General features: G+C 58.5%; 22 protein-coding genes. 12 read left to right on the top strand and 10 right to left on the bottom strand.

Going from position 1 to position 25,105, the window contains the following annotated elements:
• Positions 1 to 16: 16 nt before the first annotated feature.
• The 3 genes from Q6A51_RS03245 (at position 17) to Q6A51_RS03235 (ending at position 4,383) form a co-directional block, all read left to right on the top strand.
• Entirely contained in the window at positions 17 to 2,215 is a 2,199-nt protein-coding gene (locus Q6A51_RS03245) for a TonB-dependent receptor (protein ID WP_201019428.1), read from the top strand.
• Positions 2,215 to 3,666 carry a sulfatase-like hydrolase/transferase gene (locus Q6A51_RS03240; protein ID WP_304574126.1) on the top strand — a complete coding sequence of 484 codons (1,452 nt, stop codon included), beginning with the start codon at positions 2,215 to 2,217 and terminating at the stop codon, positions 3,664 to 3,666. The genes Q6A51_RS03245 and Q6A51_RS03240 overlap by 1 nt, the downstream gene beginning before the upstream one ends.
• An 84-nt stretch (positions 3,667 to 3,750) precedes the next feature.
• Positions 3,751 to 4,383 (top strand): LysE family transporter, encoded by a 633-nt coding sequence (locus tag Q6A51_RS03235; RefSeq protein WP_201001124.1) that lies wholly within the window; start codon positions 3,751 to 3,753, stop codon positions 4,381 to 4,383.
• A 90-nt stretch (positions 4,384 to 4,473) separates the two neighbouring features.
• Here Q6A51_RS03235 and Q6A51_RS03230 read toward each other — a convergent pair whose 3' ends face one another.
• Genes Q6A51_RS03230 through Q6A51_RS03215 form a run of 4 tightly spaced genes read right to left on the bottom strand, consistent with a single transcriptional unit; the run spans position 4,474 to position 7,623 of the window.
• Complete coding sequence (locus Q6A51_RS03230) at positions 4,474 to 5,211, bottom strand: penicillin-binding protein activator LpoB (RefSeq protein ID WP_201019426.1); 738 nt, start codon at positions 5,209 to 5,211, stop codon at positions 4,474 to 4,476.
• A gap of 3 nt (positions 5,212 to 5,214) precedes the next feature.
• Complete coding sequence (gene lpoB / locus Q6A51_RS03225; RefSeq protein ID WP_201001128.1) at positions 5,215 to 5,805, bottom strand: penicillin-binding protein activator LpoB; 591 nt, start codon at positions 5,803 to 5,805, stop codon at positions 5,215 to 5,217.
• A 38-nt stretch (positions 5,806 to 5,843) separates the two neighbouring features.
• Positions 5,844 to 6,215, bottom strand: coding sequence for a YcfL family protein (locus Q6A51_RS03220; RefSeq protein ID WP_304574125.1), 372 nt, complete (start codon positions 6,213 to 6,215; stop codon positions 5,844 to 5,846).
• A gap of 13 nt (positions 6,216 to 6,228) precedes the next feature.
• Positions 6,229 to 7,623, bottom strand: a complete 1,395-nt coding sequence (locus tag Q6A51_RS03215) for a COG3014 family protein (RefSeq protein WP_304574124.1) — start codon at positions 7,621 to 7,623, stop codon at positions 6,229 to 6,231.
• 355 nt (positions 7,624 to 7,978) lie between these two features.
• Between Q6A51_RS03215 and Q6A51_RS03210 the strand changes: the two genes are divergently transcribed.
• Positions 7,979 to 9,853 carry a cytochrome c/FTR1 family iron permease gene (locus Q6A51_RS03210; RefSeq protein WP_304574123.1) on the top strand — a complete coding sequence of 625 codons (1,875 nt, stop codon included), beginning with the start codon at positions 7,979 to 7,981 and terminating at the stop codon, positions 9,851 to 9,853.
• Between the two features lie 59 nt (positions 9,854 to 9,912).
• Here the strand turns inward: Q6A51_RS03210 and Q6A51_RS03205 are convergent, their stop codons facing one another.
• Positions 9,913 to 10,560, bottom strand: coding sequence for a DedA family protein (locus tag Q6A51_RS03205; RefSeq protein ID WP_304574122.1), 648 nt, complete (start codon positions 10,558 to 10,560; stop codon positions 9,913 to 9,915).
• Positions 10,561 to 10,792: 232 nt separating this feature from the next.
• Between Q6A51_RS03205 and hemB the strand changes: the two genes are divergently transcribed.
• On the top strand, positions 10,793 to 11,803 hold the full coding sequence (gene hemB / locus Q6A51_RS03200) for a porphobilinogen synthase (protein WP_201001137.1): 1,011 nt from the start codon (positions 10,793 to 10,795) through the stop codon (positions 11,801 to 11,803).
• 16 nt (positions 11,804 to 11,819) lie between these two features.
• Positions 11,820 to 14,030, top strand: a complete 2,211-nt coding sequence (gene ppk1, locus Q6A51_RS03195) for a polyphosphate kinase 1 (RefSeq protein ID WP_201019422.1) — start codon at positions 11,820 to 11,822, stop codon at positions 14,028 to 14,030.
• On the opposite strand, the gene ppx is transcribed toward ppk1, so the two are convergent.
• The 5 genes from ppx to Q6A51_RS03170 all read right to left on the bottom strand — a co-directional run bounded on the left by ppx (position 14,017) and on the right by Q6A51_RS03170 (position 18,626).
• A complete protein-coding gene (ppx, locus tag Q6A51_RS03190) occupies positions 14,017 to 15,519 on the bottom strand; it encodes an exopolyphosphatase (RefSeq protein WP_304574239.1) in 1,503 nt (500 codons plus the stop codon). The two genes, ppk1 and ppx, sit on opposite strands and share 14 nt — an antisense overlap.
• Before the next feature lie 258 nt (positions 15,520 to 15,777).
• On the bottom strand, positions 15,778 to 16,512 hold the full coding sequence (locus tag Q6A51_RS03185) for an amino acid ABC transporter ATP-binding protein (protein WP_201001140.1): 735 nt from the start codon (positions 16,510 to 16,512) through the stop codon (positions 15,778 to 15,780).
• Entirely contained in the window at positions 16,499 to 17,149 is a 651-nt protein-coding gene (locus Q6A51_RS03180) for an amino acid ABC transporter permease (RefSeq protein ID WP_201019528.1), read from the bottom strand. The genes Q6A51_RS03185 and Q6A51_RS03180 overlap by 14 nt, the downstream gene beginning before the upstream one ends.
• The gene (locus tag Q6A51_RS03175) at positions 17,146 to 17,811 is read right to left on the bottom strand and encodes an amino acid ABC transporter permease (RefSeq protein WP_201001141.1); all 666 of its coding nucleotides are present in this window, start codon (positions 17,809 to 17,811) and stop codon (positions 17,146 to 17,148) included. Before Q6A51_RS03175 ends, Q6A51_RS03180 begins: the two co-directional genes overlap by 4 nt.
• A 29-nt stretch (positions 17,812 to 17,840) precedes the next feature.
• Complete coding sequence (locus tag Q6A51_RS03170) at positions 17,841 to 18,626, bottom strand: transporter substrate-binding domain-containing protein (RefSeq protein ID WP_304574121.1); 786 nt, start codon at positions 18,624 to 18,626, stop codon at positions 17,841 to 17,843.
• Between the two features lie 251 nt (positions 18,627 to 18,877).
• Here Q6A51_RS03170 and Q6A51_RS03165 point away from each other — a divergent pair, with 251 nt between their 5' ends.
• The 6 genes from Q6A51_RS03165 (at position 18,878) to Q6A51_RS03140 (ending at position 25,104) form a co-directional block, all read left to right on the top strand.
• Positions 18,878 to 19,582 (top strand): FadR/GntR family transcriptional regulator, encoded by a 705-nt coding sequence (locus Q6A51_RS03165; protein ID WP_201001144.1) that lies wholly within the window; start codon positions 18,878 to 18,880, stop codon positions 19,580 to 19,582.
• Between the two features lie 122 nt (positions 19,583 to 19,704).
• A complete protein-coding gene (trxA, locus tag Q6A51_RS03160; RefSeq protein ID WP_201001146.1) occupies positions 19,705 to 20,034 on the top strand; it encodes a thioredoxin TrxA in 330 nt (109 codons plus the stop codon).
• Positions 20,035 to 20,260: 226 nt separating this feature from the next.
• Positions 20,261 to 21,520: a transcription termination factor Rho gene (gene rho / locus Q6A51_RS03155; RefSeq protein ID WP_025257997.1), complete on the top strand. Its 1,260-nt coding sequence runs from the start codon at positions 20,261 to 20,263 to the stop codon at positions 21,518 to 21,520.
• A 269-nt stretch (positions 21,521 to 21,789) separates the two neighbouring features.
• A complete protein-coding gene (ubiD, locus tag Q6A51_RS03150; protein WP_201001148.1) occupies positions 21,790 to 23,256 on the top strand; it encodes a 4-hydroxy-3-polyprenylbenzoate decarboxylase in 1,467 nt (488 codons plus the stop codon).
• Entirely contained in the window at positions 23,256 to 24,224 is a 969-nt protein-coding gene (locus tag Q6A51_RS03145) for a CDP-6-deoxy-delta-3,4-glucoseen reductase (protein WP_304574120.1), read from the top strand. Before ubiD ends, Q6A51_RS03145 begins: the two co-directional genes overlap by 1 nt.
• Before the next feature lie 205 nt (positions 24,225 to 24,429).
• On the top strand, positions 24,430 to 25,104 hold the full coding sequence (locus Q6A51_RS03140) for a gamma-glutamylcyclotransferase (RefSeq protein WP_304574119.1): 675 nt from the start codon (positions 24,430 to 24,432) through the stop codon (positions 25,102 to 25,104).
• Position 25,105 lies beyond the last annotated feature (1 nt).

Genomic DNA, 25,105 nt, shown 5'->3' with positions numbered 1-25,105 from the left:
AGCATGAGCCTTAACAATGAAGCCTCCTTTTTCCCTGCTCCCACTTGCAGCACTGACCTTGCTGCCGCTGTTTTCTCCGGCACAGGCGGCGTCCTCCAGCCAGCCTGAGGCAGAACAGGCCGATACTGCTCTGAAAGCCGTTACGGTTACGGCCACACGCCGCGAGTCGAGCCTGCAGAAAGTGCCGGTTGCGGTCTCCGTGGTCGATGGCGAACAACTCGAACGAGAAAACCGCAACAGTGTGGCGAGCATTGTGCAGCAGGTCCCGACCCTCAATTTCCGGACTGCGGCGTCGAGCAAGGACACTTCGCTGTTTGTACGCGGCGTTGGCACCATCTCCACTTCGCCGGGTGTCGAACCCAGCGTATCGACCGTGATCGATGGCGTGGTGTATGGCCGTCCCGGTCAATCAACCCTGGACTTGATGGAAGTGGAGCGCATCGAAGTGCTGCGTGGCCCTCAGGGCACGCTGTTCGGTCGTAACGCTTCGGCTGGTGTGTTGAACGTGGTCAGCCGTGACATCCCTGAAAAGACACGCGGTTATGCCGATTACTCGTTTTTCGGCAAGGGCAACGAACAACGCCTGCGCTTTGGTCTGGGCGGTGCGCTGACCGATACGGTCAAGGCATCCCTGAGTACCTTGTGGGCCGATTACGACGGCAATGTACGCAACGACTACAACGGCGACAGCGTCAATGGCTACGGTACCAAAGGGCTGCGCGGCAAGTTGCAGCTCGACCCCTCCGAGAATCTGCGGGTCACCCTGATCGGTGATTACACCGAAGCCAGGAATACCGTGCCAAACGGTGTTCCTTACCAGGCTACCAGCAGTTTCGCGACATCCTTCGCACCTGGTCGGGCCACCTCGACCAACCGCGACGTGCAGAACGATTTCCGGACTCATGCCGAGGACACCCACAAAGGCCTGTCGGCACAACTGGACTGGTCGCTGGGCGCTTATACATTGACGTCGATCACTGCCTGGCGCGGCTGGGACAACGATCAGTCTCAGGATCAGGACCGACTCGCCGGTCTGCCTGTCGATGCATTGCACGATACCGGTCAGGTCGATTACGACCAGTTCAGCCAGGAATTGCGGCTGGCTTCGCCCACCGGGCAGTTCTTCGAGTATGTCGCCGGGGTCTACCTCTATCACGGCGAATCGAAAGAGGACTATCTGAGGAGGCTGGTCACTCTGGGCAATGCGCAATCGGCCACTGGCAAGTTCAGCGCTACCAACGACAGCTATGCGCTGTTCGGCGAAAGCACCTTGAATTTCACGGATGACTGGCGTGCCATTATCGGCCTGCGCCTGACTCGCGACGAAGTGGAGTACGACCACCAGCGGGTTTCCACTTCGCCGCTGACCTTGCGGGCAATGCGTCCTTCTTTCGCTTCGTCCGGTTCACACAGCGATAGCGGGGTATCTGGTCGATTGGGCCTGCAACACGACTTCAACGAAAACCTCACGGGTTACGTCACCTATTCGCGGGGCTACAAAGGGCCGGCCTATAACGTCTATTTCCAGATGTACGATCTGGACACCGAGGCGCTTGATCCGGAAACCTCGAACAACTACGAGATCGGCCTGAAAAGCACGGCGCTGGATCGTCGCCTGACCGCCAACCTGGCGATATTCCGTAGTGATTTCGATAACTATCAGGCCAACTTTTTCGACCAGGTGGGTGGTTCGCCGGTGACTCGGCTGATCAATGCCGGTTCCGTTCGCAGCGAGGGTGCTGAACTGGACCTGGCACTGCAAGCCACCCAGCAATTGAAACTCAGTGGTGCGCTGGCTTATACCCAGGCCCGCATCGAAGATTTCCAGTGCCCGCCTGCGGCTGCGGCCAGTTGCAACGTCAACGGCAAGCCCTTGCCGTTTGCGCCTGACTGGAAAAGTTACGTGCGCGCCGACTACAGCATTCCTCTGCAGAACGGTCTGGATCTGGAGCTGAGCAGCGATTACAGCTGGCAGAGCGAAGTGCAGTACAGCCTCGATCAGAACCTCGACACCCGCCAGGGCTCTTATGGCATCTGGAATGCCAGCGTGGCACTGGCCGATTACAACCAAGGCTGGCGCGTGGCCTTGCTGGGCCGCAATCTGGCTGACCGCTCCTATGCCACGTTGCTGACGTCCAGTACTGGCGGCATTACCCGCATGGTGCCGCGTGATGACGAGCGTTACTTTGGCGTGCAGGTGCGCAAGGATTTTTGATGAGCCTGCCGAACTTTATCGTCATAGTCGCAGACCAGTTGCGGGTCGATTGCCTGCCGGGTTTCAACCCGCGCAGCCCGGTGCAGACTCCGCACCTGGATCGTCTCGCCGGGCGTGGTGTGCGCTTCAGCGAGGCGTTCACCCAGCACAGCGTCTGTTCGCCGTCGCGGGTGTCGTTTCTGTCCGGGCGCTATCCCCACGTCAATGGCCATCGCTCCTTGCAGTATCTGCTCGGCCAGCAGGAGCCCAACTTTCTGCGCAGCTTCAAGGAAAGCGGTTATCACGTGGTCCATGCCGGCGCACGGGGCGATACCTTCGCTGCCGGAGCAGCCGAGCTGTCACTCGACGAGCACGGTTTTGCCGATCCGGCACTGAGCAGCCTTGCCGATTTCATGGGCAAGAATCACGGTCAGGAACGTGATGAGATGGCCCGTGCTCACTATCGTGGCGAGCGTCCTGGCGATGTCGTCGATTTTGACGAGGCCACGATCCGCACTGCCGAGCAATGGCTGAACGGCGCACCCGCGAAACCCTGGGTGCTGTATATCCCGTTGATCTTTCCGCATCCGCCGTTTGCCGTGGAACAACCCTGGTTTTCGCAATACCCGCGTGAAGCGGTTGAGGTGCCGCGTCATGCCACTGGCCCGCGAGCAGGCTTCTATGCCGAACTCGCCCGGCGGCATGGCTGGGATCGTCTGACCGAGGAGCAGTGGCGAGAGATTCGCGGGGTCTACTACGGCATGATTTCGCGACTCGACAGCCATGTCGGACGGCTGCTCGACGGGCTGCAAGCCAGTACCGGTGCCGACAATACATTTGTCACCTTTTTCTCCGATCACGGCGAATATCTGGGGGACTTCGGGCTGGTGGAAAAATGGCCAGCAGGTGTTGATGAATGTCTGGTGCGTACGCCGCTGATCGTTGCCGGTCCCGGCCTTGCTGGCGGCGAGCGCAGCGATGCACTGGTTGAGCTGATCGACGTGTTCCCGACGCTATTGGACCTGGCTGGAGTGAGTGCCGGGCATGCTCACTTCGGACGCAGTTTCTCGGCCTGTCTGTACGATCCGGCGGCCACGCATCGTGATGAAGCATTCAGTGAAGGTGGTTTTCGTATCGAAGAGGCCGACCTGCTGGAGCGCGGGCCTTTCCCTTACGACATCAAGAGCCAGTTGCAGCATGATCGGCCGGAACTGGTGGGCAAGGTCGTTGCGCTGCGCAATCGTGAATGGACTTACGTATGGCGGCTGTATGAGCCTGGCGAGCTTTATCATCGCCCCAGCGATCCCCACGAGCAGCATAATCTGGCCGGTCAGGCGCGTTATGCCTCACTTGAGCAGCAGCTTGCGATGCGGGTATTGCGCTGGTTGCTGGACACTGCCGATGTGATCGACACCCGACAATGGGAGCGCTTCGCGGCGGTGGACCTGCCGCGCCCTTCCAGTCCTCGCTGAGCACGCGCTTTTCTAAGTTTTTCTCTGGCTACTTCATGCGCTAAAGACTAATTTAGCGCCTGACGGATTAGCTTGAGGTGTGTGATGGCGCTTGAAACGTGGCTGGCTTTTTTTGCTGCCTGCTGGATTATCAGTCTGTCTCCGGGGGCTGGCGCCATTGCGTCGATGTCCTGCGGCCTGCGATACGGTTTCTGGCGCGGCTATTGGAATGCGCTGGGCCTGCAGATTGCACTGGTGGCGCAGATCGCGATTGTCGCTGCGGGCCTGGGCGCCGTATTGGCTGCCTCCGAGCTGGCATTCAACCTGATCAAATGGTTTGGCGTGGCCTATCTGGTTTACCTGGGTATCAAGCAATGGCGGGCGTTGCCTGGGGATCTGTCCGATGAGTCGACGGTTCGTCCTGTGGGCCAGCCGCTGAGCCTGGTGTTTCGTGGCTTTCTGGTCAATATCAGCAACCCCAAGGCACTGGTGTTCATGCTGGCGATCTTGCCGCAGTTCATCAACCCTGCCGAACCGTTGCTGGCCCAGTACATGATCATCGCGGTGACCATGGTTGTTGTGGATTCGGTGGTCATGGCCGGTTACACCGGGCTTGCTTCCCGCGTGTTGCGCCTGCTGAAAACGCCGAAACAACAACGCCGCCTGAACCGCACCTTCGCCAGCCTGTTTGTAGGGGCTGCGGGCTTTCTGGCGACGCTTCATCGCGGGACGGCCTGAAAGTAGCAAGCTGAAAGCTACAAGCTACAAGCTACAAGCTACAAGTCAAAGGCTTGAGGCTTGAGGCTTGCAGCTTTCCACTTACCGCCCTTAACGCAAAATACGGGGGGCTTCATCTCTCGGCAGGTTCTGCTGTATCGGCTGGCCGGTGTATTCCACTTCACCGCGCAATTGCTCACGCAACTGACGCGCTACATCGACACCAATCGATTTCGAGGCATCACGCACCACACGACCCCGGTTCAGGGAAATCTTGACGTCCCGGCTGTTGACCAGCTTGGTGTCCTGGCTTTCGCCCATGGCGGTAAAGGCCGAGGTTATTTCATAGGTACGGGTGTTGATCAGGCTGAAATCACCGACTACGGTCAGGCCCATAATGGCCGAGTAGCTGTTGGTGTTGGCTATCTCGCCCACGTCCTGACGGAAGTCGATGTCCGACAATGTGCCGAACAATACGTAGTCCGCGCCTTTGAAGTGGCCGCTCTTGATGCGTGCTATGACGTCGTAGACATCCTCTTTCGAGCCGGTCTTGTAGGGCGTGCCCTGCACCAGCTGGAAGAGTCCGGACTTCAGGATCTCGCCCTTGATGTCGCCGCTGAATTTCTGCAACTCGCTCTGTTCGATGTAGCTGGTGCGGGCTTCGTACTCTTCATAGCTCGACGAGCCGCTTTCGCTGTAGTAAGTGGCTTTCGAGTTGCTGTGTGCCGAAACGGTGTGGATGTATTGCTCCACACGTTCCTGATAGGCCATACCTGTCACTGCGATCTTTGGGGCCGCCTGCGCCGAGAAGGCGCAGGCCAGGCCGATAATGCCAATCCATGCACGCATCACTTAACGCTCCGTGGTCTTGCGGATTTCTTTCTCGTCCATCCACTCTGCCAGGCCGCTTTCGACATCGATCAGTTGCAGGCTGAATTTATAGAAGACGTCCTTGTAATCGTTGCTGCGCTTGACGATGGAGCTGATCGAGCCTTCCAGGCGATATTTGGCCGCGATCATGTTGCCGGTCTTGGCGACAGTGTTCTGCTTGTACAGGCCGCTCTGGTTCTGCAGCTTGAGCTGATCGACCTGGCTCTGCATTTCGGTGTTGTCGCTGGCGAAACGGGCTACGCCACTTTTCATCAGTTGGGTCTTGATGGAGGTGGTGATTTCGCGAGTGTCGATGTACTCGCTGGTCTTGTTCTTCACGTCGTAGACCTGAACCACCGGACGACCTTGCAGGATGCCGGACTGTGCCAGTGAGCGGGTCATGCTCTCGGCAATCATTTGCAGGTCGGTGGAGCCGAACTCATTGGTAATTGTTTCGACAGCCTTGGTGTCTCCGTAGCTGATGTTCTTGCTGCCAAGAACCGGAGAGTTATTGGCGCAACCGCTGGCCAGAACGGCCAGGACGGCGATGGAGCAAATACGTGTAAACAGCATGTGTGGACTCTTCTGATCTGAGCGAAATAGGGAGCGGATCAAGGCGTGTTGATTTCAATGCGGAAATCGGTTGCCCGCGGATTTGGAGCGATAGCCGGCAGTGTGGTGCTTTGCGAGCCATACAGCATCAGGCTTTTCCAGGCTTCTTCGTCCGCCACAGGAAAGCCATCGTTACCCAGCCAGGCGAAGCGGTAATACATCGTCTTGTTACGGCTGCTGGTGTTGGTCAACTGAGCCTTGACGGTCATGAAACCATTTTCCCGAGCCACACGCATGGCACCGACTTCAATGCTTTTAATGTCGCCCAGAGCCACCACTTTACTGGCTGCGCTGCCCGGAGCGGGAGGTGGCGGGGTTGCGCAGCCTGCTAGCAGGGCCAGCGCCAGCGCGCCGAAAATCTTGATACGCATGGGGTATCTCCGTTCAGGGTTGTTTGACAGCAAGGGCTTGCGGGACATTCGTCGGAGTGACCTGGGCCGCGAGGCTGTTGGTGAATACCTGATTGCCCAGGGCGCGCAGGGTGACGACCTGATAGCGCTGATCGACCTTGACCTGCACGTGGGTACCGCCCAGCGTGCCAGGCAGTATGACCTGATGCATGCCTTGAGTCAGACGCAGTCGCGCCACGAGTGTGTTGTCCGGCAAGGTGCGCCAGGTGCGGGTGTCGGCGCCTTCGGTGATGGCCGAAGCGATACCGACTGCCAGCCCGGCCAGCGGGTTGACGTCGTTGATCTGCTTTTGCGCGACACCACGGGTAATGGCGCGAAGGGTGGTGCGCAGAATGATGCCCGGCATGTCGTCGCGCAGGGCGCGGCGCGACATGTCAGTGGTGCTGTTGAGCAGCGTCAGGTTGAGCGGCTGGCCGTCCAGGGTTATCTGGTTGAAGACCGGGGTTCCGGTGTCCGGTTTGATGACCGGGAACGACAGCGGCGTAATGACCAGATTGCCGCTGATCGGCAGCGGCAACGGGATGCTCACCGAGTCGCGGGCCGGAGCAAAGCCGCTCTGGATCACGATCAGTACTTCGCTGTTGCCATCCTTGCTGGCGGCCGCGTCAAGATCGGCCAGGGATTTTTCCAGCAGCGGTGTGTTCGGACGCAGTTCTGCTGCCTTGCGATAGCCCGGTGCTGCCAGGTCTTTTTCCCCCAGTGCTTCATAGACAAAGCCGGCCAGATAATGACTGAACGCACTCTGGTAGCTGTTCTTGAGAGCGACGACTTCTGGCGCGTCCAGTGACTCGACAGGGTAGCCTTTCAGATCCTTGAACTGGGTTTTCATGCCCTTGTTTTCGGCTGCCTGCTCGCTCTTGAGGTATTCCTTGTCGCGCAGGTCGGCAATCACGGCTTCACGCTCGTGAGTCTTCTTGATTTCGGTACGGGCACCGTCGAAGTCGTTCTGGCCCAGCAGATTGAGTGCTATCTGGGTGGTCAGCATGACCTTTTCATAGTCATAGCCTTCGTAGCGACGCACCTTGTCGTTGACCAGGAAGCTGCCGAACTGGGCGAGGTATTTTTCGGTATCGAACTTGACCGATTCTTCCCACTTGAACACGACCTGATCGGCTGTACGCCAGGCAGCCTGGCTACCGGCGAAATCACCTTTGGAGCGCAGCAACTCACCTTTCTCGAAGTAATAGAGCAGGTCTTTGTCTTCGCCTTTGTTGTTTTTTTCCAGTGTGCCGAGGGCTGCATCGACATTGCCGCTGGCCAGTTGCTGATTGGTTTCCTTCAGTTCCGAGTCATAGCTACGGAAGACGGAGCAGCCTGCCAGGTGGACAGAGGCGACCAGCGCTAACGCGGTCAGGAAGCGGGAGGGCATGGTGATGATTTCCAGAAATCGATAGCCGACCAAACGGTTTGGAGGCGGCTACGTAAGTCCATTTGGACAAGCAGCACAAGCGCTGCATGAGTATTTGTCTCTTCCATCAACAGGAAAAAGCCGGGCGATTATAGGCTTGGTTTTTGGAGTGGCAATGTCATTTTGATAGCATTGGCTGTGATTGCTTCAGGCGGCTCACCATTGCGTTGCCCAGGCTTGTCATGAGCTTCCGAGGCTCAGTGACCTTGCGTCAGACTTTTAGTAATGTTTTGTCACAAATATGGGGGCCGAGTATTGAGTCGGGGCGGATGGAAGGGAACAATGCAGCGCATTGCATTCCTGTCGAGATTTATTCATGCCCCCGCGTTCCCGTTTCATGGCCTGGTTGTTACTGCCACTGCTTGCGCTGTGCAGTTTCGGTCTGCTGGCCGACCCTGCCGATGGCGCTGCCCAGGCGCTGCATCTGCTTGACTACATTGGTGCTGACTATCCAGCCACCGTAGCGGATGGCAAGGTCGTTGATGAGCCTGAATACCAGGAGCAGGTCGAGTTTCTCGGCGCGTTGCAGGGTTTGATCGTTGCCTTGCCGCAGCGTGCCGAGCGCGATGCGCTGGAGCAGGGCGTCGCCGCGCTGAAAGAGGCGGTGATCAAGCGGCAAGACGGCGCGTTTGTAGCCCGCCAGGCCCGACAATTGGGGGCAAGGCTGGCGGTTGCCTATGAAATCAGTCAGGCACCGATCATTACACCTGACCCTGCTCGCGGTGCGCCGCTGTATGCGCAGAACTGCTCGGTCTGCCATGGCGACACCGGTGCAGGCGATGGCCCGGCCGGCATTGGCCTGACACCTGCGCCTGCCAATCTGCGCGATGCAGCCCGGCTGGATCGCCTGAGTCTTTACGATATCTACAACACCCTGGGGCTCGGGATCACTGGCACCGATATGCCAGCGTTTGCCGACCAACTGGATGACCGCCAGCGCTGGGATATCGCAACCTACATTGCCAGCTTCAGTGCGCAGCCGGTGAGCACGCCCGCCAAGACCTTCAATCTGGCGGATCTGGCTCGTCAGACGCCAGCGGAAGTCAGCGCCGCCGAAGGCCCTGAAGCCGCCGCGACATTCCGTGCCCAGCGTGCGCAACCGCCGCAGGTCCAGCGTGGCCCGGCACAACTGCTCGATTACACCAGCACGACGCTGGACAAGAGTCTGGCAGCGTACAGCGCTGGCGATCATGAACAGGCTTACGACCTGTCGGTTGCGGCTTATCTGGAAGGTTTCGAGCTGGTTGAAAGTTCGCTGGATAACGTCGACGCCACTGTGCGCAAGGACACTGAAAAAGCCTTGATGGCTTATCGGCAGTCATTGCAGGACGGCCTGCCGCTGGCTCAGGCGGCCCAGAAGCTGGAGGCCGCCAAGGCCAAACTCAAGGAGTCCGCAGCCCTGCTGGGCAGCGATGGCCTGAGTGTCTCCCTGAGCTACATCTCCGGCCTGCTGATTCTGTTGCGTGAAGGGCTGGAAGCGATTCTGGTATTGGCTGCGATCCTGGCGTTCCTGCGCAACACCGGGCAGCAATCGGCGGTGCGTAGTGTCAATGCGGGTTGGGGGTTGGCGCTGTTGGCCGGTCTGGCGACATGGGCATTGGCGGCTTATGTCATCGATGTCAGCGGGGCCCAGCGTGAACTGCTGGAAGGCGCGACGGCGTTGTTCGCCAGCGTCATGGTGCTGTGGCTCGGCGTCTGGATGCATGACCGTCGCCACGCCGATGCCTGGCAGGACTATGTAAAAAGCAGCCTGGTCGGTGGCGGCGGGCGTTTTGGTTTCGCAGTGCTGGCGTTCTTCTCGGTTTATCGAGAGCTGTTCGAGGTCATTCTGTTCTACGAAACCCTGTGGCTACAGGCAGGACCTGCCGGGCACAACGCGGTATTGGCCGGCGGTGCCACTGCGCTGGTGCTGCTTGTCGGTCTGGCGTGGGTGATCTTGCGCGGTTCGGCAAAACTGCCGTTGTCATTGTTCTTCGGTATCAACGCTGCGCTGCTGTGTGCATTGTCGGTGGTATTCGCCGGGCATGGCGTCAAGGCACTTCAGGAAGCCGGCATCTTCGGTACACGTCCGGTGCCGTTCTTCGAGTTCGACTGGCTGGGCATTCACGCCGATGCGTATTCGCTCAGCGCTCAGGCCGTTGCGTTGCTGGCGATTGTGGTGTTGTACGGGCGTAGCCGTTTCAAGGCTTGATGGCGGTTCGCGAATAAATTCGCTCCTACGGTAGGAGCGAATTTATTCGCGAAGGGAGATTATTGGCCGTCTGTCTTCTTCTGAAGGTCGACCGGCGCTTCGACCTCTACATCAGACGCCGATGCCGATGCGCAGCAGAGTTTTTCCTGGCGTGCGATGCGGGCGTTCTTGATGCGGCGGCGCAGCCACAGGGCCAGGCCGAGCAGGAGCAGGCCACCCAGGACCCAAAGCTCGTACTTCTTGATGTTGCCCAGCAGGCCTTCCATCACGGCACCGAAATGGTAAGCCGCCGAACCCAGGGCCGCAGCCCAGATCGCGGCACCGATACCGTTGAGTATCAGATAGCGCAAAGGCGGATAGCCGGACATGCCGATGGCTACGGGCATGACCGTTCGCAGGCCGTAAACGAAGCGGAAGCTCAGCACCCAGATGTCCGGGTGTTTGCGTACCAGCCTCAGTGCCTTGTCGCCCATGAGCTGCCATCGTGGCTTGCGTGCAAGCAGTTTGCGGCCGTGCCTGCGCCCCATGTAGTACCAGAGCTGATCGCCCGCGTAGCTTCCGCAGAAAGCCACGAGGATGACCACGTTGAGGTCCATGTATCCGCGGAACGCCAGGAATCCGGCAAGAACCAAGATGGTCTCGCCTTCAAAGAAGGTTCCCAGGAAGAGGGCAAAGTAGCCGAAATCATTCAAGAAATTCTGGAGCATTGTCTGGATGCTGGCGAAATGAACGCGCAGCCTAACTCGCCGAAGACAATCATGAAAGTGTCGATATGTGTCTCGACGTTAAAGATTCCTACAACCACAATAGTCCATCCTCGTTGTAGGCCTTTTCTGCGGCCCCCGGTCGCAGGTCACACTATGACTGTCACACATTGGTCATAATGGCGGCTTATAACTGTCGCGCTTGCCCGCGTATGCGGGCTACAGGAGTCTCGCCGTGAGCTTTACCCCCGCAAACCGCCTGTTTCCTCTCACTCGCCTGCGTCGTAATCGTCGCGACGACTTTTCTCGTCGATTGGTCCGTGAAAACGTAGTGACCGTCGATGACCTGATTCTTCCCGTATTTGTGCTCGATGGCGAAAACCGTCGTGAAGCTGTTGCCTCGATGCCGGGCGTCGAGCGCCTGAGTATCGATCTGTTGCTTCAGGAAGCCGAAGGCTGGGTTGCCCTGGGAATTCCGGCGCTGGCATTGTTCCCGGTGACGCCGCTTGAGAAAAAATCCCTGGATGGCGCTGAAGCCTGGAACCCGGACGGTATCGCCCAGCGTGCGACCCGCGCATTGCGTGACCGCTTTCCGGAGCTGGGTGTGATCACCGATGTGGCGTTGGACCCGTTCACCACCCACGGTCAGGACGGCATCATTGATGAAGAAGGCTATGTGCAGAACGACATCACCGTCGATGCACTGGTCAAGCAGGCGCTGTCCCATGCCGAGGCCGGTGCTCAGGTGGTCGCGCCTTCGGACATGATGGATGGCCGCATCCAGGCCATTCGTGAAGCGCTGGAACTTGCCGGGCACATCAACGTTCGGATCATGGCTTATTCGGCAAAATATGCCAGCGCCTATTACGGTCCGTTCCGCGATGCGGTAGGTTCTTCACTGAACCTGGGCAAGGCCAACAAGGCGTCCTATCAGATGGACCCGGCCAACAGTAACGAAGCATTGCATGAAGTGGCCGCCGACCTGGCTGAAGGCGCGGACATGGTGATGGTCAAACCGGGCATGCCTTATCTGGACATCCTTTATCGGGTCAAGGATGAGTTCAAGGTCCCGACTTTTGTCTATCAGGTGAGCGGCGAATATGCGATGCATATGGCTGCGATCCAGAATGGCTGGCTGAGTGAGGGGGTGATTCTCGAATCCCTTACGGCCTTCAAACGCGCGGGTGCTGATGGCATTCTTACTTACTTCGCCGTCCGTGCCGCTCAACTGTTAAAAGGGCAATAGCCTCACAGGAACATTCATGAATACCGAAGGACTCACCGAAGCCACTGTTGAAGTCGATGTTCAGGAGGCTACGCCAGTGGTTGAGCCTGAAACTGAAGTTATAGCCGCCATTGAGGCGCCTGCTGCTGTGGCGCCGGCCATTGCTATCCCGAATCTGGACGATAGCAGCCTGTATATCCACCGCGAGCTGTCGCAGTTGCAGTTCAACATCCGGGTATTGGAACAGGCTCTGGACGAGTCCTATCCGTTGCTGGAGCGGCTGAAGTTTCTGCTGATCTTTTCCAGCAACCTCGATGAGTTCTTCGAGATTCGTGTCGCGGGCCTCAAGAAACAGATCACGTTCGCACGCGAACAGGCGGGCGCCGATGGCCTGCAACCGCATCAGGCATTGGCCCGCATCAGTGAACTGGTTCATGGCCATGTTGATCGTCAATACGCGATCCTCAACGACATTCTGTTGCCGGAGCTGGAAAAACATCAGGTCCGGTTCATTCGTCGCCGTTACTGGACGACCAAGCTCAAGACGTGGGTCCGTCGCTATTTCCGCGATGAAATCGCGCCGATCATCACCCCGATCGGCCTGGACCCGACGCACCCGTTCCCGTTGCTGGTCAACAAGAGCCTGAACTTCATCGTTGAACTGGAGGGTATCGATGCCTTTGGTCGCGACTCGGGCCTTGCGATCATCCCGGCTCCGCGTCTGCTGCCGCGCATTATCAAGGTGCCGGAAGATGTGGGCGGGGTAGGCGACAACTACGTGTTCCTGTCCTCCATGATCCATGCTCATGCCGATGACCTGTTCCAGGGCATGAAGGTCAAGGGCTGCTACCAGTTCCGTCTGACCCGTAACGCCGACCTGGCGCTGGACTCCGAAGATGTGGAAGACCTGGCGCGCGCCCTTCGCGGCGAGCTGTTCTCGCGTCGTTACGGCGATGCGGTGCGTCTGGAAGTGGCGGACACCTGTCCCAAGCATCTGTCGGATTACCTGCTCAAGCAGTTCAACCTGACCGAGTCGGAGTTGTATCAGGTCAATGGCCCGGTAAACCTCACGCGCCTGTTCAGCATTACCGGCCTGGACAGCCACCCGGAGCTGCAATACCCGCCGTTCACGCCAGCGATTCCCAAGCTGCTGCAGAACAGCGAGAACATTTTCAGCGTGGTCAGCAAGCAGGACATCCTGTTGCTGCACCCTTTCGAGTCCTTCACGCCGGTTGTCGACATGCTGCGTCAGGCCGCCAAAGACCCGCATGTGCTGGCCGTGCGGCAAACGCTGTACCGTAGCGGCGCGAACTCGGAAATCGTTGATGCGCTGGTCGATGCGGCGCGTAACGGCAAGGAAGTCACGGCGGTGATCGAATTGCGTGCCCGCTTCGACGAAGAGTCCAACCTGCAACTGGCCAGCCGTCTGCAAGCGGCCGGTGCGGTGGTGATCTATGGTGTGGTCGGCTTCAAGACCCACTCCAAGATGATGCTGATCCTGCGTCGCGAGGCCGGTGAAATCGTGCGTTATGCGCACTTGGGCACCGGTAACTACCACGCGGCCAATGCCCGTCTGTACACCGACTACAGCCTGCTGACCTCCGACGATGCCTTGTGCGAAGACGTCGGCAAGCTGTTCAGTCAGTTGATCGGCATGGGCAAGATCCTGCGCATGAAGAAGCTGCTGCATGCGCCGTTCACGCTCAAGAAAGGCATGCTCGACATGATTGCCCGCGAGACGCAATTTGCGCTCGACGGCAAGCCTGCGCACATCATCGCCAAGTTCAACTCGTTGACCGACCCGAAAATCATCCGTGCGCTCTACAAGGCCAGTCAGTCAGGCGTTCGCATCGATCTGGTGGTGCGTGGCATGTGCTGCCTGCGTCCGGGGATTGCCGGTGTCTCGCACAACATTCAGGTGCGCTCGATCATCGGTCGCTTCCTTGAGCACACGCGGGTCTACTACTTCCTCAATGGCGGCGACGAGCAGATGTTCCTGTCCAGTGCCGACTGGATGGAGCGCAACCTCGACAAGCGTGTCGAGACCTGCTTCCCGGTGGATGGCAAGAAGTTGATCCTGCGAGTGAAGAAGGAGCTGGAGAGTTATCTGACCGACAACACTCACAGCTGGCTGTTGCAGCCTGACGGGCGTTACGTGCGCAGCACGCCGACCGGCAACCAGAACGCTCGAAGCGCTCAGGCGACTCTGCTGGAGCGCCTGAGCATTCCGGTACTCAGCGTGCAGTAAAGACGATACCGACTCGGGTCAGCCACTCCGCTTCCAGCGCGAAGTCGGCCTGAGTCAACTGGTTGTTTTCCAGCCAGCCGTCCGGGAACTCAGCATCCAGGTTCGGACCATCGGCGCGCAAGATCACACGTGGCATCTCCTGGGTGCCACGAATGTGATGGAACAGAATCGCAAAGCGCAACAGCACGCACAGGCGAATCAGCTTGATGCCTTCATCGCCGAACTCGGCGAACTTGTCCTTTGGAATATTGCGACGATGACCGCGCACCAGCAGCGCGAGCATTTGCTGGTCTTCGCGTGAGAATCCGGCCAGATCAGAGTGCTCGATCAGGTAGGCGCCGTGCTTGTGGTAGTGATAGTGGGCGATGTCGAGCCCCACTTCATGCACCTTGGCGGCCCAGCTCAGCAGCTCGGCATAGATTTCATCTTCCAGGTCCCAGGCTTCTGCGACTTGCTCCAGTGCATGCAGCGCCTTGCGTTCTACACGGGCAGCCTGTTCCAGATCGACGTGGTAGCGGTCCATCAGCGAGCCGAGCGTACGCTCACGCACGTCTTCATGGTGATGGCGCCCCAGCAGGTCATACAGCACGCCTTCGCGCAGGGCTCCTTCGCAATGGTCCATGCGCTTGAGTTCCAGAGCGTCGAAGATCGCTTCCAGAATCGCCAGACCTGCCGGGAAGATTGCACGACGGTCGGGCTTGATACCGTCAAAGTCGATTTTCTCGATATCGCCCAGCTTGAACAGTTTGCGCTTGAGCCATGCCAACCCTTCGGCGTTGACCTCGCCCGAACCGTAACCGTTAGCCTTGAGCGCCAGGCCGATTGCCCGAATGGTGCCGGACGAACCGATGGCTTCATCCCATTTCAGGCGGTGCAGGGCGTGTTCGATGCTCATGATCTCAAGGCGTGCAGCGGTGTACGCCTGGGCATAGCGGGCCGGCGTGACCTTGCCGTCCTTGAAGTAACGCTGGGTGAAGCTCACGCAGCCCATTTGCAGGCTTTCGCGCAGCAGAGGCTCGAAACGCTGGCCAATGATGAACTCGGTACTGCCACCGCCGATATCGGCCACCAGACGCTTGCCGGGGGTATCGGCCAGAGTGTGAGATACGCCGAGATAGATAAGACGCGCCTCTTCACGACCGGAAATGACTTCTACGGGGTGCCCCAGAATTTTTTCGGCGCGATGAATGAATTCGTTGCGGTTGCGTGCTTCACGCAAGGCATTGGTGCCGACGATACGCACGGCACCCAATGGCAGGCCGTTGATCAGTTGGGCGAAGCGCTTGAGGCAATCGAGCCCGCGCTGCATGGACTCTTCATTGAGCTGGCGTTCGTCATTGACACCCGCCGCAAGCTGAACCTTTTCACCCAGGCGCTCAAGTATGCGGATCTCGCCCTGATTCGCCTTGGCAACGACCATATGAAAGCTGTTTGAGCCCAGGTCGATCGCTGCGATCAGGGAAAGATTCTTGGCTTTGGAGTGCGGCATGATCAAAATCTCGTTCGATAACCGCGCCATCGTGCCACGATCCATGCCTGCCGCCAATGTATCAGGCACGGGAACCGCTCTGTGGGGCCGGATTTATCCGGGAAAGCGGTACATCTCGGCTGGATGTTGCTCCCATCAAGCATAAGAGCAACATTCTGTAGGAGCGGTTTTATCCGCGATCAAGTGCGAAGCGCTCGCAAATCTGCGACTGCTGCCAGGATAAATCCGCTCCTGCAAAGCCCTTTCATAATGGCTGGATCAGGCGTGCTCCACCGAGCCGATGAAATTTGCCAGTTCCGGGGTCTTCGGGTTGGCGAACAGTTCTTTCGGGTCGCCCACCTCATGCACCTTGCCCTGGTGCATAAAGACCAGCTTGTCACCCACTTCACGGGCGAAGCGCATTTCGTGGGTCACCATGATCAGGGTCATGCCGTCGGCAGCCAGCTGGCGCACGACGCTGAGGACTTCGTTGACCAGTTCCGGGTCCAGAGCCGAGGTGATCTCATCGCACAGCAGCACCTTGGGCGACATCGCCAGTGCCCGTGCGATTGCTACACGTTGCTGCTGACCGCCGGAAAGACGATCCGGGAAGGCATCGAACTTCTCGCCCAGCCCGACCCGTTCCAGCATTTGTCTGGCCAGCTTTGCGGCTTCGGCCTTGGGCACCTTTTGCACGACCTGAGGCGCGAGCATGACGTTTTCGCCAACGCTCAGGTGCGGAAACAGGTTGAACTGCTGGAACACCATGCCGACCTTCTGTCGCAGCGTGCGCAAGTCTGCGCGGGCTGCGTCCAGGTATTCGCCATCGACTTCGATCACGCCATCGTTGATCGACTCCAGCCCGTTGAGCGTGCGCAGCAGCGTGCTCTTGCCCGAGCCACTACGGCCGATGATCGCCACGACCTGGCCTTCTTCGACAGAAAGGTCGATGCCTTTGAGTACGTGATGGTCGCCGTAGTATTTATGCAGGGCGGAAATTCTAAGCAGAGGCATGCAGTCTCCTTTCCAGATGGCGCGCACAGAGCGACAAGGGGTAGCAAAGGATGAAGTAGCCCAGGGCAACGAAGCCGTAGACCATGAAGGGTTCAAACGTAGCGTTGGCCAGCATGCTGCCGGTCTTGGTCAGTTCGGTGAAGCCGATGATCGAGGTCACGGCAGTGCCTTTGACCACTTGCACCGAGAAACCGACCGTCGGCGCCACGGCGATGCGCAGTGCCTGCGGCAGGATCACATAACGCATCTGTTCAAGGGGTGTCATCGCCAGGCTGGCGGAAGCTTCCCACTGGCCCTTTGAAATCGATTCGACGCAGCCGCGCCAGATCTCGGCCAGGTAGGCACTGGTGAACAGCGTCAAAGCCAGAGCTGCAGCGGCCCATGGGGAAATATCCACGCCCATGAGTGCAACGCCGAAGAACACCAGAAACAACTGCATCAGCAGCGGCGTGCCCTGGAACAGTTCTATATAAAGAGTGGCTGCGACCCGTGGCCCGGTTTTGTCCGAGATGCGCATGCCCATCACCAGCAGGCCGATCAGGCCGCCGCCGATAAAGGCTACCAGCGAGAGGGCCACTGTCCATTGCAGGCCGGTCAGCAGGTTGCGCAGGATGTCCCAAAGGGTGAAATCCATCAGCGGCTCCTCGATATGTAGCGACGTCCGATCCAGGCCAGCAATTGCCGGATCAGCAACGCCATGCACAAGTAAACCAGCGTGGTAACGATGTAGGTCTCGAAGGCACGGAAGTTACGCGACTGGAGGAAGTTGGCGAAAAAACTCAGCTCTTCGGTGGCGATCTGCGAGCAGACCGACGACCCGAGCATCACGATGATGATCTGGCTGCTCAGTGCCGGCCAGACCTTGCTCAGCGCGGGTGCGAGCACCACGTAACGAAACGCTTCGTAGCGGTTCATGGCCAGTGCCGCGGCGGCTTCCAGTTGACCCTTGGGGATCGCCTGAATGCCGGCACGGATGATTTCCGTCGAATAGGCACCGAGGTTGATGACCATCGCCAGAATGGCTGCCTGCCACTCCGAAATCTGCATGCCAAGCGATGGCAGGCCGAAGAAGATGAAAAACAGCTGGACCAGAAACGGGGTATTACGGATCAGCTCGACATAGATGCCGAAGATCGTGGCGAACGGCTGGATCTTCCAGGCCCTCACGACTGCGCCAACGATGCCCAGGCTAACCCCGAGCAACGTGCCAATGGCAGTCAGTTCCAGCGTGAACAAGGCCCCGCGCAGCAAGAGATCAGCGCTTTGCAGGACCGGTGTAAAGTCGAATTGATAAGCCATTGGCGGATCCTGTGATCAGAACGCAGTGATCAAAGATCGGCTGGCAGCGGCTGCTTGAGCCAGGTCACGGAAGCTTTTTCCAGCGAACCGTCAGCCTTGGCAGCGTTGAGGATTTCGTTGACCTTGCCCAGCAGCTCCGGCTGGCCCTTGTTCACGCCGACATAGACCGGCGAATCCTTGAGCTTCACTTTCAGGCCCGGGATGCGTTTCGGGTTGCGCTCGCTGATGGCGACCATCACCACGTTGCCGCTGGCGATCAGGTCAGTCTGGCCAGCCAGGTAGGCGGCGATGGTCGAGTTGTTGTCTTCGAATCGCTTGATGGTTGCGCCTTCGGGAGCGACAGCGGTCAGTTCGATATCTTCGATAGCGCCACGGGTCACGCTGATGGTCTTGCCCTTGAGGTCATTGATGTCTTTGATCGGGGCATCAGGTGGGCCGAACACCGCCAGATAGAAAGGTGCATAGGCGCGGGAGAAATCGATGACCTTCTCGCGATCCGGGTTCTTGCCGAGGCTGGAGATCACCAGATCGACCTTGCCAGTGGTCAGGAAGGGAATGCGGTTGGTGCTGTTGACCGGCGTCAGCTCAAGTTTGACTTTCAGTCTGTCGGCCAGCAGTTGTGCGGTGTCGATATCCAGGCCGCGTGGTTTCATGTCCGGGCCGACCGAACCAAACGGAGGGAAGTCCTGAGGTACAGCGACTTTCAAGGTGCCGCGCGCTACTACGTCATCCAGACCGTTGGCATGGGCAGGGGTCTGGCTCAGCATCAGGCTGGCAAACAAGGCAGTAAGCAGTGCGCTGTAACGCTTGGTCATGGGAAATCTCCGAACGGAACGAAAGATGTTGGCTTGTCCCGTAGTGCACAGCTCATGCCAGTCATTCTGTTTGTGCCATAACTCGGGCTTTTCGGGCCGAATTTGGTCTTACTGGTCTGAACAGTTGGTTTGTCGGGTGCCCTGCTTTGGCGCGCCTGAAAGCCACGCCGCCCCAGCGCTGGGCGTCGCTTGCCGGATGATGAAGATGGCGATAAAAGGGGTTTTTACTGGACTGACTGGCCTGAACAGTGATGCCGCAAAACTCACTCGCAGTACCTGAATCGGCTCTTCGAGCAATCCGCAAACTGATTGCCGAGCAAGGCTACAAACCTGGCGACAGCCTGCCCTCGCAGCGGGATCTGGCGGTTTTGCTGGGCGTCAGTCGAGCCTCGTTGCGCGAGGCCTTGTCATCGCTGAGTGCCTTGGGAATTGTCAGTGTGCAGCCGGGCAAAGGGGTTTTCATTCAGTCGATTTCTGAACCAGAACAGCGCACGGCCGGTTTTTCCTGGCCTTTCGATGCCCGGGTTTCTCCAGCGGATACGTTTCAACTGCGTTATGCGCTGGAAGGCTTTGCCGCTGGTCTGGCCGCTGTCACCCTGACCGCCGACGAGCGGGACGTACTGGAAGACAATGTCGAAGCCATGCGCCTGGAGTTGCGCGCCGGGGATTTCGAGGCGGCGTCCAGGCTGGACTTCGAGTTCCACCGCCACATTCTGGTCGCCAGTGGCAATCAGGCCATGTTGGGAATTGTGACCGCAGGTGCCGATATCTTCCTCGAAAGTCAGAAAATGCCTTTCATTCGTGCAGGAAGAGTCATGGAAACCTGGCAGGAACATCGCAAGATTTTGCGGGCCCTTTCCCGGCATGCTTCCGGTCCGGCGCAAAAAGCCATGCAGGAACATATCCGTGGTGCTGCATTGCGCACGGGTATCGTCTTCGTTTCACCCGCCAGCTAAATGCGGGGCTATAACCATATTCATGGGTTCCGATAGCCAGACTCAATGATCCTCGGCTTCCTGAATGGCATCAGGCCCGCTATGATGAGCGTCGTTTTTAGCCTACGACCTCGGAGAACTCCATGAGTAGCGACCTGATCAAACACGTCACCGACGCCAGCTTCGAAGCCGATGTCCTCAAGGCTGCGGGCCCTGTGCTTGTTGACTACTGGGCTGAGTGGTGTGGCCCGTGCAAGATGATTGCCCCGGTTCTGGACGAAATCGCCAGCACCTACGAAGGCCGTCTGACCATCGCCAAACTGAACATCGATTCGAATCCGGATACCCCGGGCAAGCATGGCGTGCGTGGTATCCCGACCCTGATGCTGTTCAAGGACGGTAACGTCGAAGCCACCAAGGTAGGCGCCTTGTCGAAGTCGCAACTGGCTGCTTTCCTCGACGCCCATCTTTGATGTATCTAAAGCCCCGCGAATAGCGGGGTTTTTTCTGGCGTCGTACTAGACGCCTGGAAAATCAAGTGGTACATTCGGCCCCGCAATGGATTCTCCATTGCCCCCTGCAAGCCGTCGCCGACGCTCTCCTTTCGATTTAGTACGCGATCCTGTCGCCTTCTCTGCGGCGCGGCCTCATTAAGCCAAAAGCTTAATTTCCCTCCATACATGATTACGTCATTCCCATATGAACCTGACTGAACTCAAGCAAAAGCCGATTACCGATCTGCTCGAAATGGCCGAACAGATGGGCATAGAAAATATGGCCCGTTCGCGCAAGCAGGATGTGATTTTCTCCCTGCTGAAAAAGCACGCCAAAAGCGGCGAGGAAATTTCTGGTGATGGCGTGCTGGAGATCCTCCAGGACGGCTTCGGCTTCCTACGCTCCGCGGATGCTTCCTATCTCGCAGGCCCGGACGATATCTATGTCTCGCCTAGCCAGATCCGTCGTTTCAACCTGCGTACCGGCGACACCATCGTTGGCAAGATCCGCCCGCCGAAAGAAGGCGAGCGTTATTTCGCCCTGCTCAAGGTCGACACGATCAACTTCGATCGTCCGGAAAACGCCAAGAACAAGATTCTGTTCGAGAACCTGACGCCGCTGTTCCCGAACGTACGCATGAAGATGGAAGCCGGTAACGGTTCCACCGAAGACCTGACCGGTCGCGTGATCGATCTGTGTGCTCCAATCGGTAAAGGCCAGCGTGGTCTGATCGTTGCGCCGCCGAAAGCGGGCAAGACCATCATGTTGCAGAACATCGCGTCGAACATCACTCGCAACAACCCGGAAGTTCATCTGATCGTTCTGCTGATCGACGAGCGTCCTGAAGAAGTGACCGAAATGCAGCGTACCGTACGCGGCGAAGTGGTTGCTTCCACGTTCGACGAGCCACCAACCCGCCACGTGCAGGTTGCTGAAATGGTGATCGAGAAGGCCAAGCGTCTGGTCGAGCACAAGAAGGACGTCGTGATCCTGCTCGACTCCATCACTCGTCTGGCCCGCGCCTACAACACCGTGATCCCAAGCTCCGGCAAGGTACTGACCGGTGGTGTCGATGCTCACGCCCTGGAGAAGCCAAAGCGTTTCTTCGGTGCTGCGCGTAACATCGAAGAAGGCGGCTCGCTGACCATCATCGCCACCGCGCTGGTTGAAACCGGCTCGAAGATGGACGAAGTGATCTACGAAGAGTTCAAGGGTACGGGCAACATGGAGCTGCCTCTGGATCGCAAGATCGCAGAGAAGCGTGTGTTCCCGGCCATCAACATCAACCGCTCCGGCACCCGCCGTGAAGAGCTGTTGACTGCTGACGATGAACTGCAACGCATGTGGATCCTGCGCAAGCTGCTGCATCCTATGGATGAAGTCGCTGCCATCGAGTTCCTGGTCGACAAGCTCAAGCAGACCAAGACCAACGATGAGTTCTTCCTGTCGATGAAACGCAAGTAACCGACAGCCTGAACAAGAAGTGGCGTCCCTCGGGGCGCCATTTTTTTTGCGTAAGAATTCCCGTGGGAGGGGGCCTTGGCCGCGACGGCAATGCTTCAGACAGCGGTGTTTCTTCTGAATGTCGCAATGCTTTTCGCCAGCAAGCTGCCTCCAACGAATGACATTCATGTCTTTGTCCCAGAATAAATTCACTCCCATGCCTGCTCATGGCTGCCACGATTCTGCAGAGCAGGTACGATGTGCACCTATTTGAATAAGTGGCCGGGTTAATGAAATTCAAGGACCTAAGGGATTTCGTGCAGCAGCTTGAGCAGCGCGGAGAGTTGAAACGCATTCAGATGCCCATTTCCCCTGTGCTGGAAATGACTGAAATCTGCGACCGAACGCTGCGTGCCAAAGGCCCGGCCCTGTTGTTTGAAAAGCCGGTCGGCTTCGACATTCCGGTGCTGGGCAACCTGTTCGGTACGCCTGAGCGTGTCGCGATGGGCATGGGGGCCGAATCCGTCGAGGAATTGCGGGAAATCGGCAAGTTGCTGGCCTTCCTCAAGGAGCCGGAGCCGCCCAAAGGCCTGAAGGATGCCTGGTCAAAGCTGCCCATCTTCAAGAAAGTCATCTCCATGGCCCCCAAGGTGGTCAAGGATGCGCCGTGCCAGGAGATCGTCATCGAAGGCGATGACGTCGACCTGAACATGCTGCCCGTCCAGACCTGCTGGCCCGGCGATGTCGCTCCGCTGATCACCTGGGGTCTGACGGTCACTCGTGGGCCGAACAAGGAACGCCAGAACCTGGGCATCTATCGCCAGCAGGTGATCGGGCGTAACAAGGTCATCATGCGTTGGCTCAGCCATCGTGGCGGTGCGTTGGACTTCAAGGAGTGGTGCATCAAGCATCCCGGAGAGCCGTTCCCGGTGGCCGTTGCCCTGGGCGCCGACCCGGCGACCATTCTGGGTGCCGTAACGCCTGTGCCTGACAGCCTGTCCGAGTATGCTTTTGCAGGCCTGCTGCGCGGCACTCGCACCGAGCTGATCAAATGCCGCGGCAACAACCTGCAAGTGCCGTCCAGCGCGGAAATCGTGCTTGAGGGCGTGATCCATCCCGGTGAAATGGCCGATGAAGGTCCTTATGGCGACCACACCGGTTATTACAACGAAGTGGACAGCTTTCCGGTGTTTACCGTCGAGCGCATTACGCACCGGATCAAGCCGATCTATCACAGCACTTACACCGGTCGTCCGCCGGATGAGCCTGCGATTCTGGGTGTTGCCCTGAACGAAGTGTTCGTGCCGATTCTGCAAAAGCAGTTTCCGGAAATCACTGATTTCTATCTGCCGCCCGAAGGCTGTTCCTATCGCATGGCCGTCGTGACCATGAAGAAACAGTATCCTGGCCATGCCAAACGGGTGATGCTGGGTGTCTGGTCATTCCTGCGGCAGTTCATGTACACCAAGTTCGTGATCGTCACCGACGACGACATCAACGCTCGCGACTGGAACGACGTGATCTGGGCCATCACCACGCGCATGGACCCCAAGCGCGATACGGTCATGATTGAAAACACGCCTATCGATTATCTGGACTTTGCTTCACCGGTCTCCGGGCTGGGTTCCAAGATGGGGCTGGACGCTACGCATAAATGGCCGGGCGAAACCACACGCGAGTGGGGCCGGGCTATTGTCAAGGACGAGGCGACTACACGTCGGGTCGATGAAATCTGGAATCAACTGGGAATAGATTGATGCGTGTAACGTTGCAGCCGTCGGGCGCAGTGCTGGAAACTCTGCCGGGCGAGCGGATTCTCGATGCTGCACAGCGCCTGGGCTATGAATGCCCGCAGAGCTGCCGCAATGGTAATTGCCATGTCTGCTCGGCGCTGTTGGTGCAGGGGCGCGTGAAGCAGGCCAGTGATGAGCTGACCCATGGCGAGATCTACACCTGCCTGGCCGAGCCCCTGGAAACCTGCGAAGTCCTGTGGGATGCGGTCTTGCCGCTTGGCGAACTGCCGGTTCGCAAATTCGCCTGCCAGCTCAGCGAATGCGTGGAAGTGGGTGGCGATGTCTGGCGAGTTGGCCTGCGGGCTCCTGCTGGCAAGCTGCCGCGCTATCACGCCGGGCAATACCTGATGATCGAGCGCGAGAACGGCGAAAAGTCGGCTTTCTCGCTCGCTTCTGCGCCGCACCGCGGGCGGGATCTGGAATTGCACGTGCTGGTCCGCGAGGCCAGCGCCCGCGCACTGATCGAACAGCTTCAGCGCAACGCAATGGCACGGGTAGAGCTGCCTTTTGGCGATACCCATCTTGCCGACCTTCCCGATGGCCCGCTGGTATTGATTGCCGCAGGTACGGGCATGGCTCAGATGAGCAGCCTGATCGAGCATTGCCGCGCCAAGGGTTTCAGCCATCCGGTGCATCTGTACTGGGGCGTGCGACGTCCTGAGGATTTTTACGAAATCCAGCATTGGGACGAGTGGGCAACGCTGCCCAACCTGTTCCTGCACAAGGTTGTCAGCGACCTTTGTGGTTGGGAAGGGCGCTGTGGGATGTTGCATGAAGCGGTCCGCGATGACATCGGCGATCTGTCCTCGATCCATGTCTATGGCAGCGGCTCGCCCGCCATGATCTACGCGACCCTTGATGCCTTGGTGGGTGCCGGAATGGACGCTCATCAGATGCGTGCTGACGTTTTTGCCTACGCGCCTCGTGCATAGCTTCTGACTGACGGCCTTGTAACCGGATTGCAATTTTTTTCATTCGCTTATAGCTTATAGCGATGAAAAACATCATCGTATGCTTTTTCGCAACACAGGCCCCGGCCTGCAGCAAGACCCGCACCACGATACCTTGGCGCCGCTTATCCATGAGCGGGTCCTCAGGGCTCGGTTATGACTGACAGCCAGGCTGTCAGGGAGGCAAATGGACAATCCAATCAATGAATTGGCGGTGGCCGTGCATGACGGCCTTGGTCTGAAATATCCGCCAGTAATCGATCTTGGCCCGCAACTGACCCGTGAGCAATTGCTTGCATCTATGAATGCCACCATGCGGCGCCACAAGGGCGGCCCTGTCTGGCTGTTCGCCTATGGCTCGCTGATCTGGCGTCCTGAATGCAAGGCCGTCGAGCGTCAGCGCGCGCGCGTTCACGGCTACCATCGCGGTTTGTATCTGTGGTCCCACGAGCATCGGGGCACACCCGAAGTGCCCGGCCTGGTATTTGGTCTGGATCGTGGCGGCTCCTGCACGGGATTCGCCTATCGCTTGCCGGATGAATGCCTTGAAGAGTCCCTGTTTGCGCTCTGGAAGCGCGAGATGCCTTATCCCTCTTATCGACCGCACTGGCTGAGCTGCCGTCTTGAAGATGGCACCCAGGTACAGGCTTTGGGATTTGTGCTGGAGCGGCATCTGCCCAGTTACGCGGGCAACCTGCCGGACAGTGTGCTGAGCCAGGTGCTGGCCAGTGCGAGCGGACGGTATGGCACCACCCGCGATTACGTGGAGCAGACCGCCAACGCCCTGCGTAGCCACGCCATGCCAGACCTGAATCTGGAGGCGCGGCTGAAGCGTTGCCGGTCTAACCCGGTTGCACTTTGAC

Source organism: Pseudomonas serbiensis (assembly GCF_030580745.1).
In the GTDB taxonomy this organism is placed as follows: domain Bacteria; phylum Pseudomonadota; class Gammaproteobacteria; order Pseudomonadales; family Pseudomonadaceae; genus Aquipseudomonas; species Aquipseudomonas serbiensis.
The sequence above is the reverse complement of the archived record's forward strand: the minus strand, read 5'-3'. Positions and strand labels throughout refer to the sequence as shown.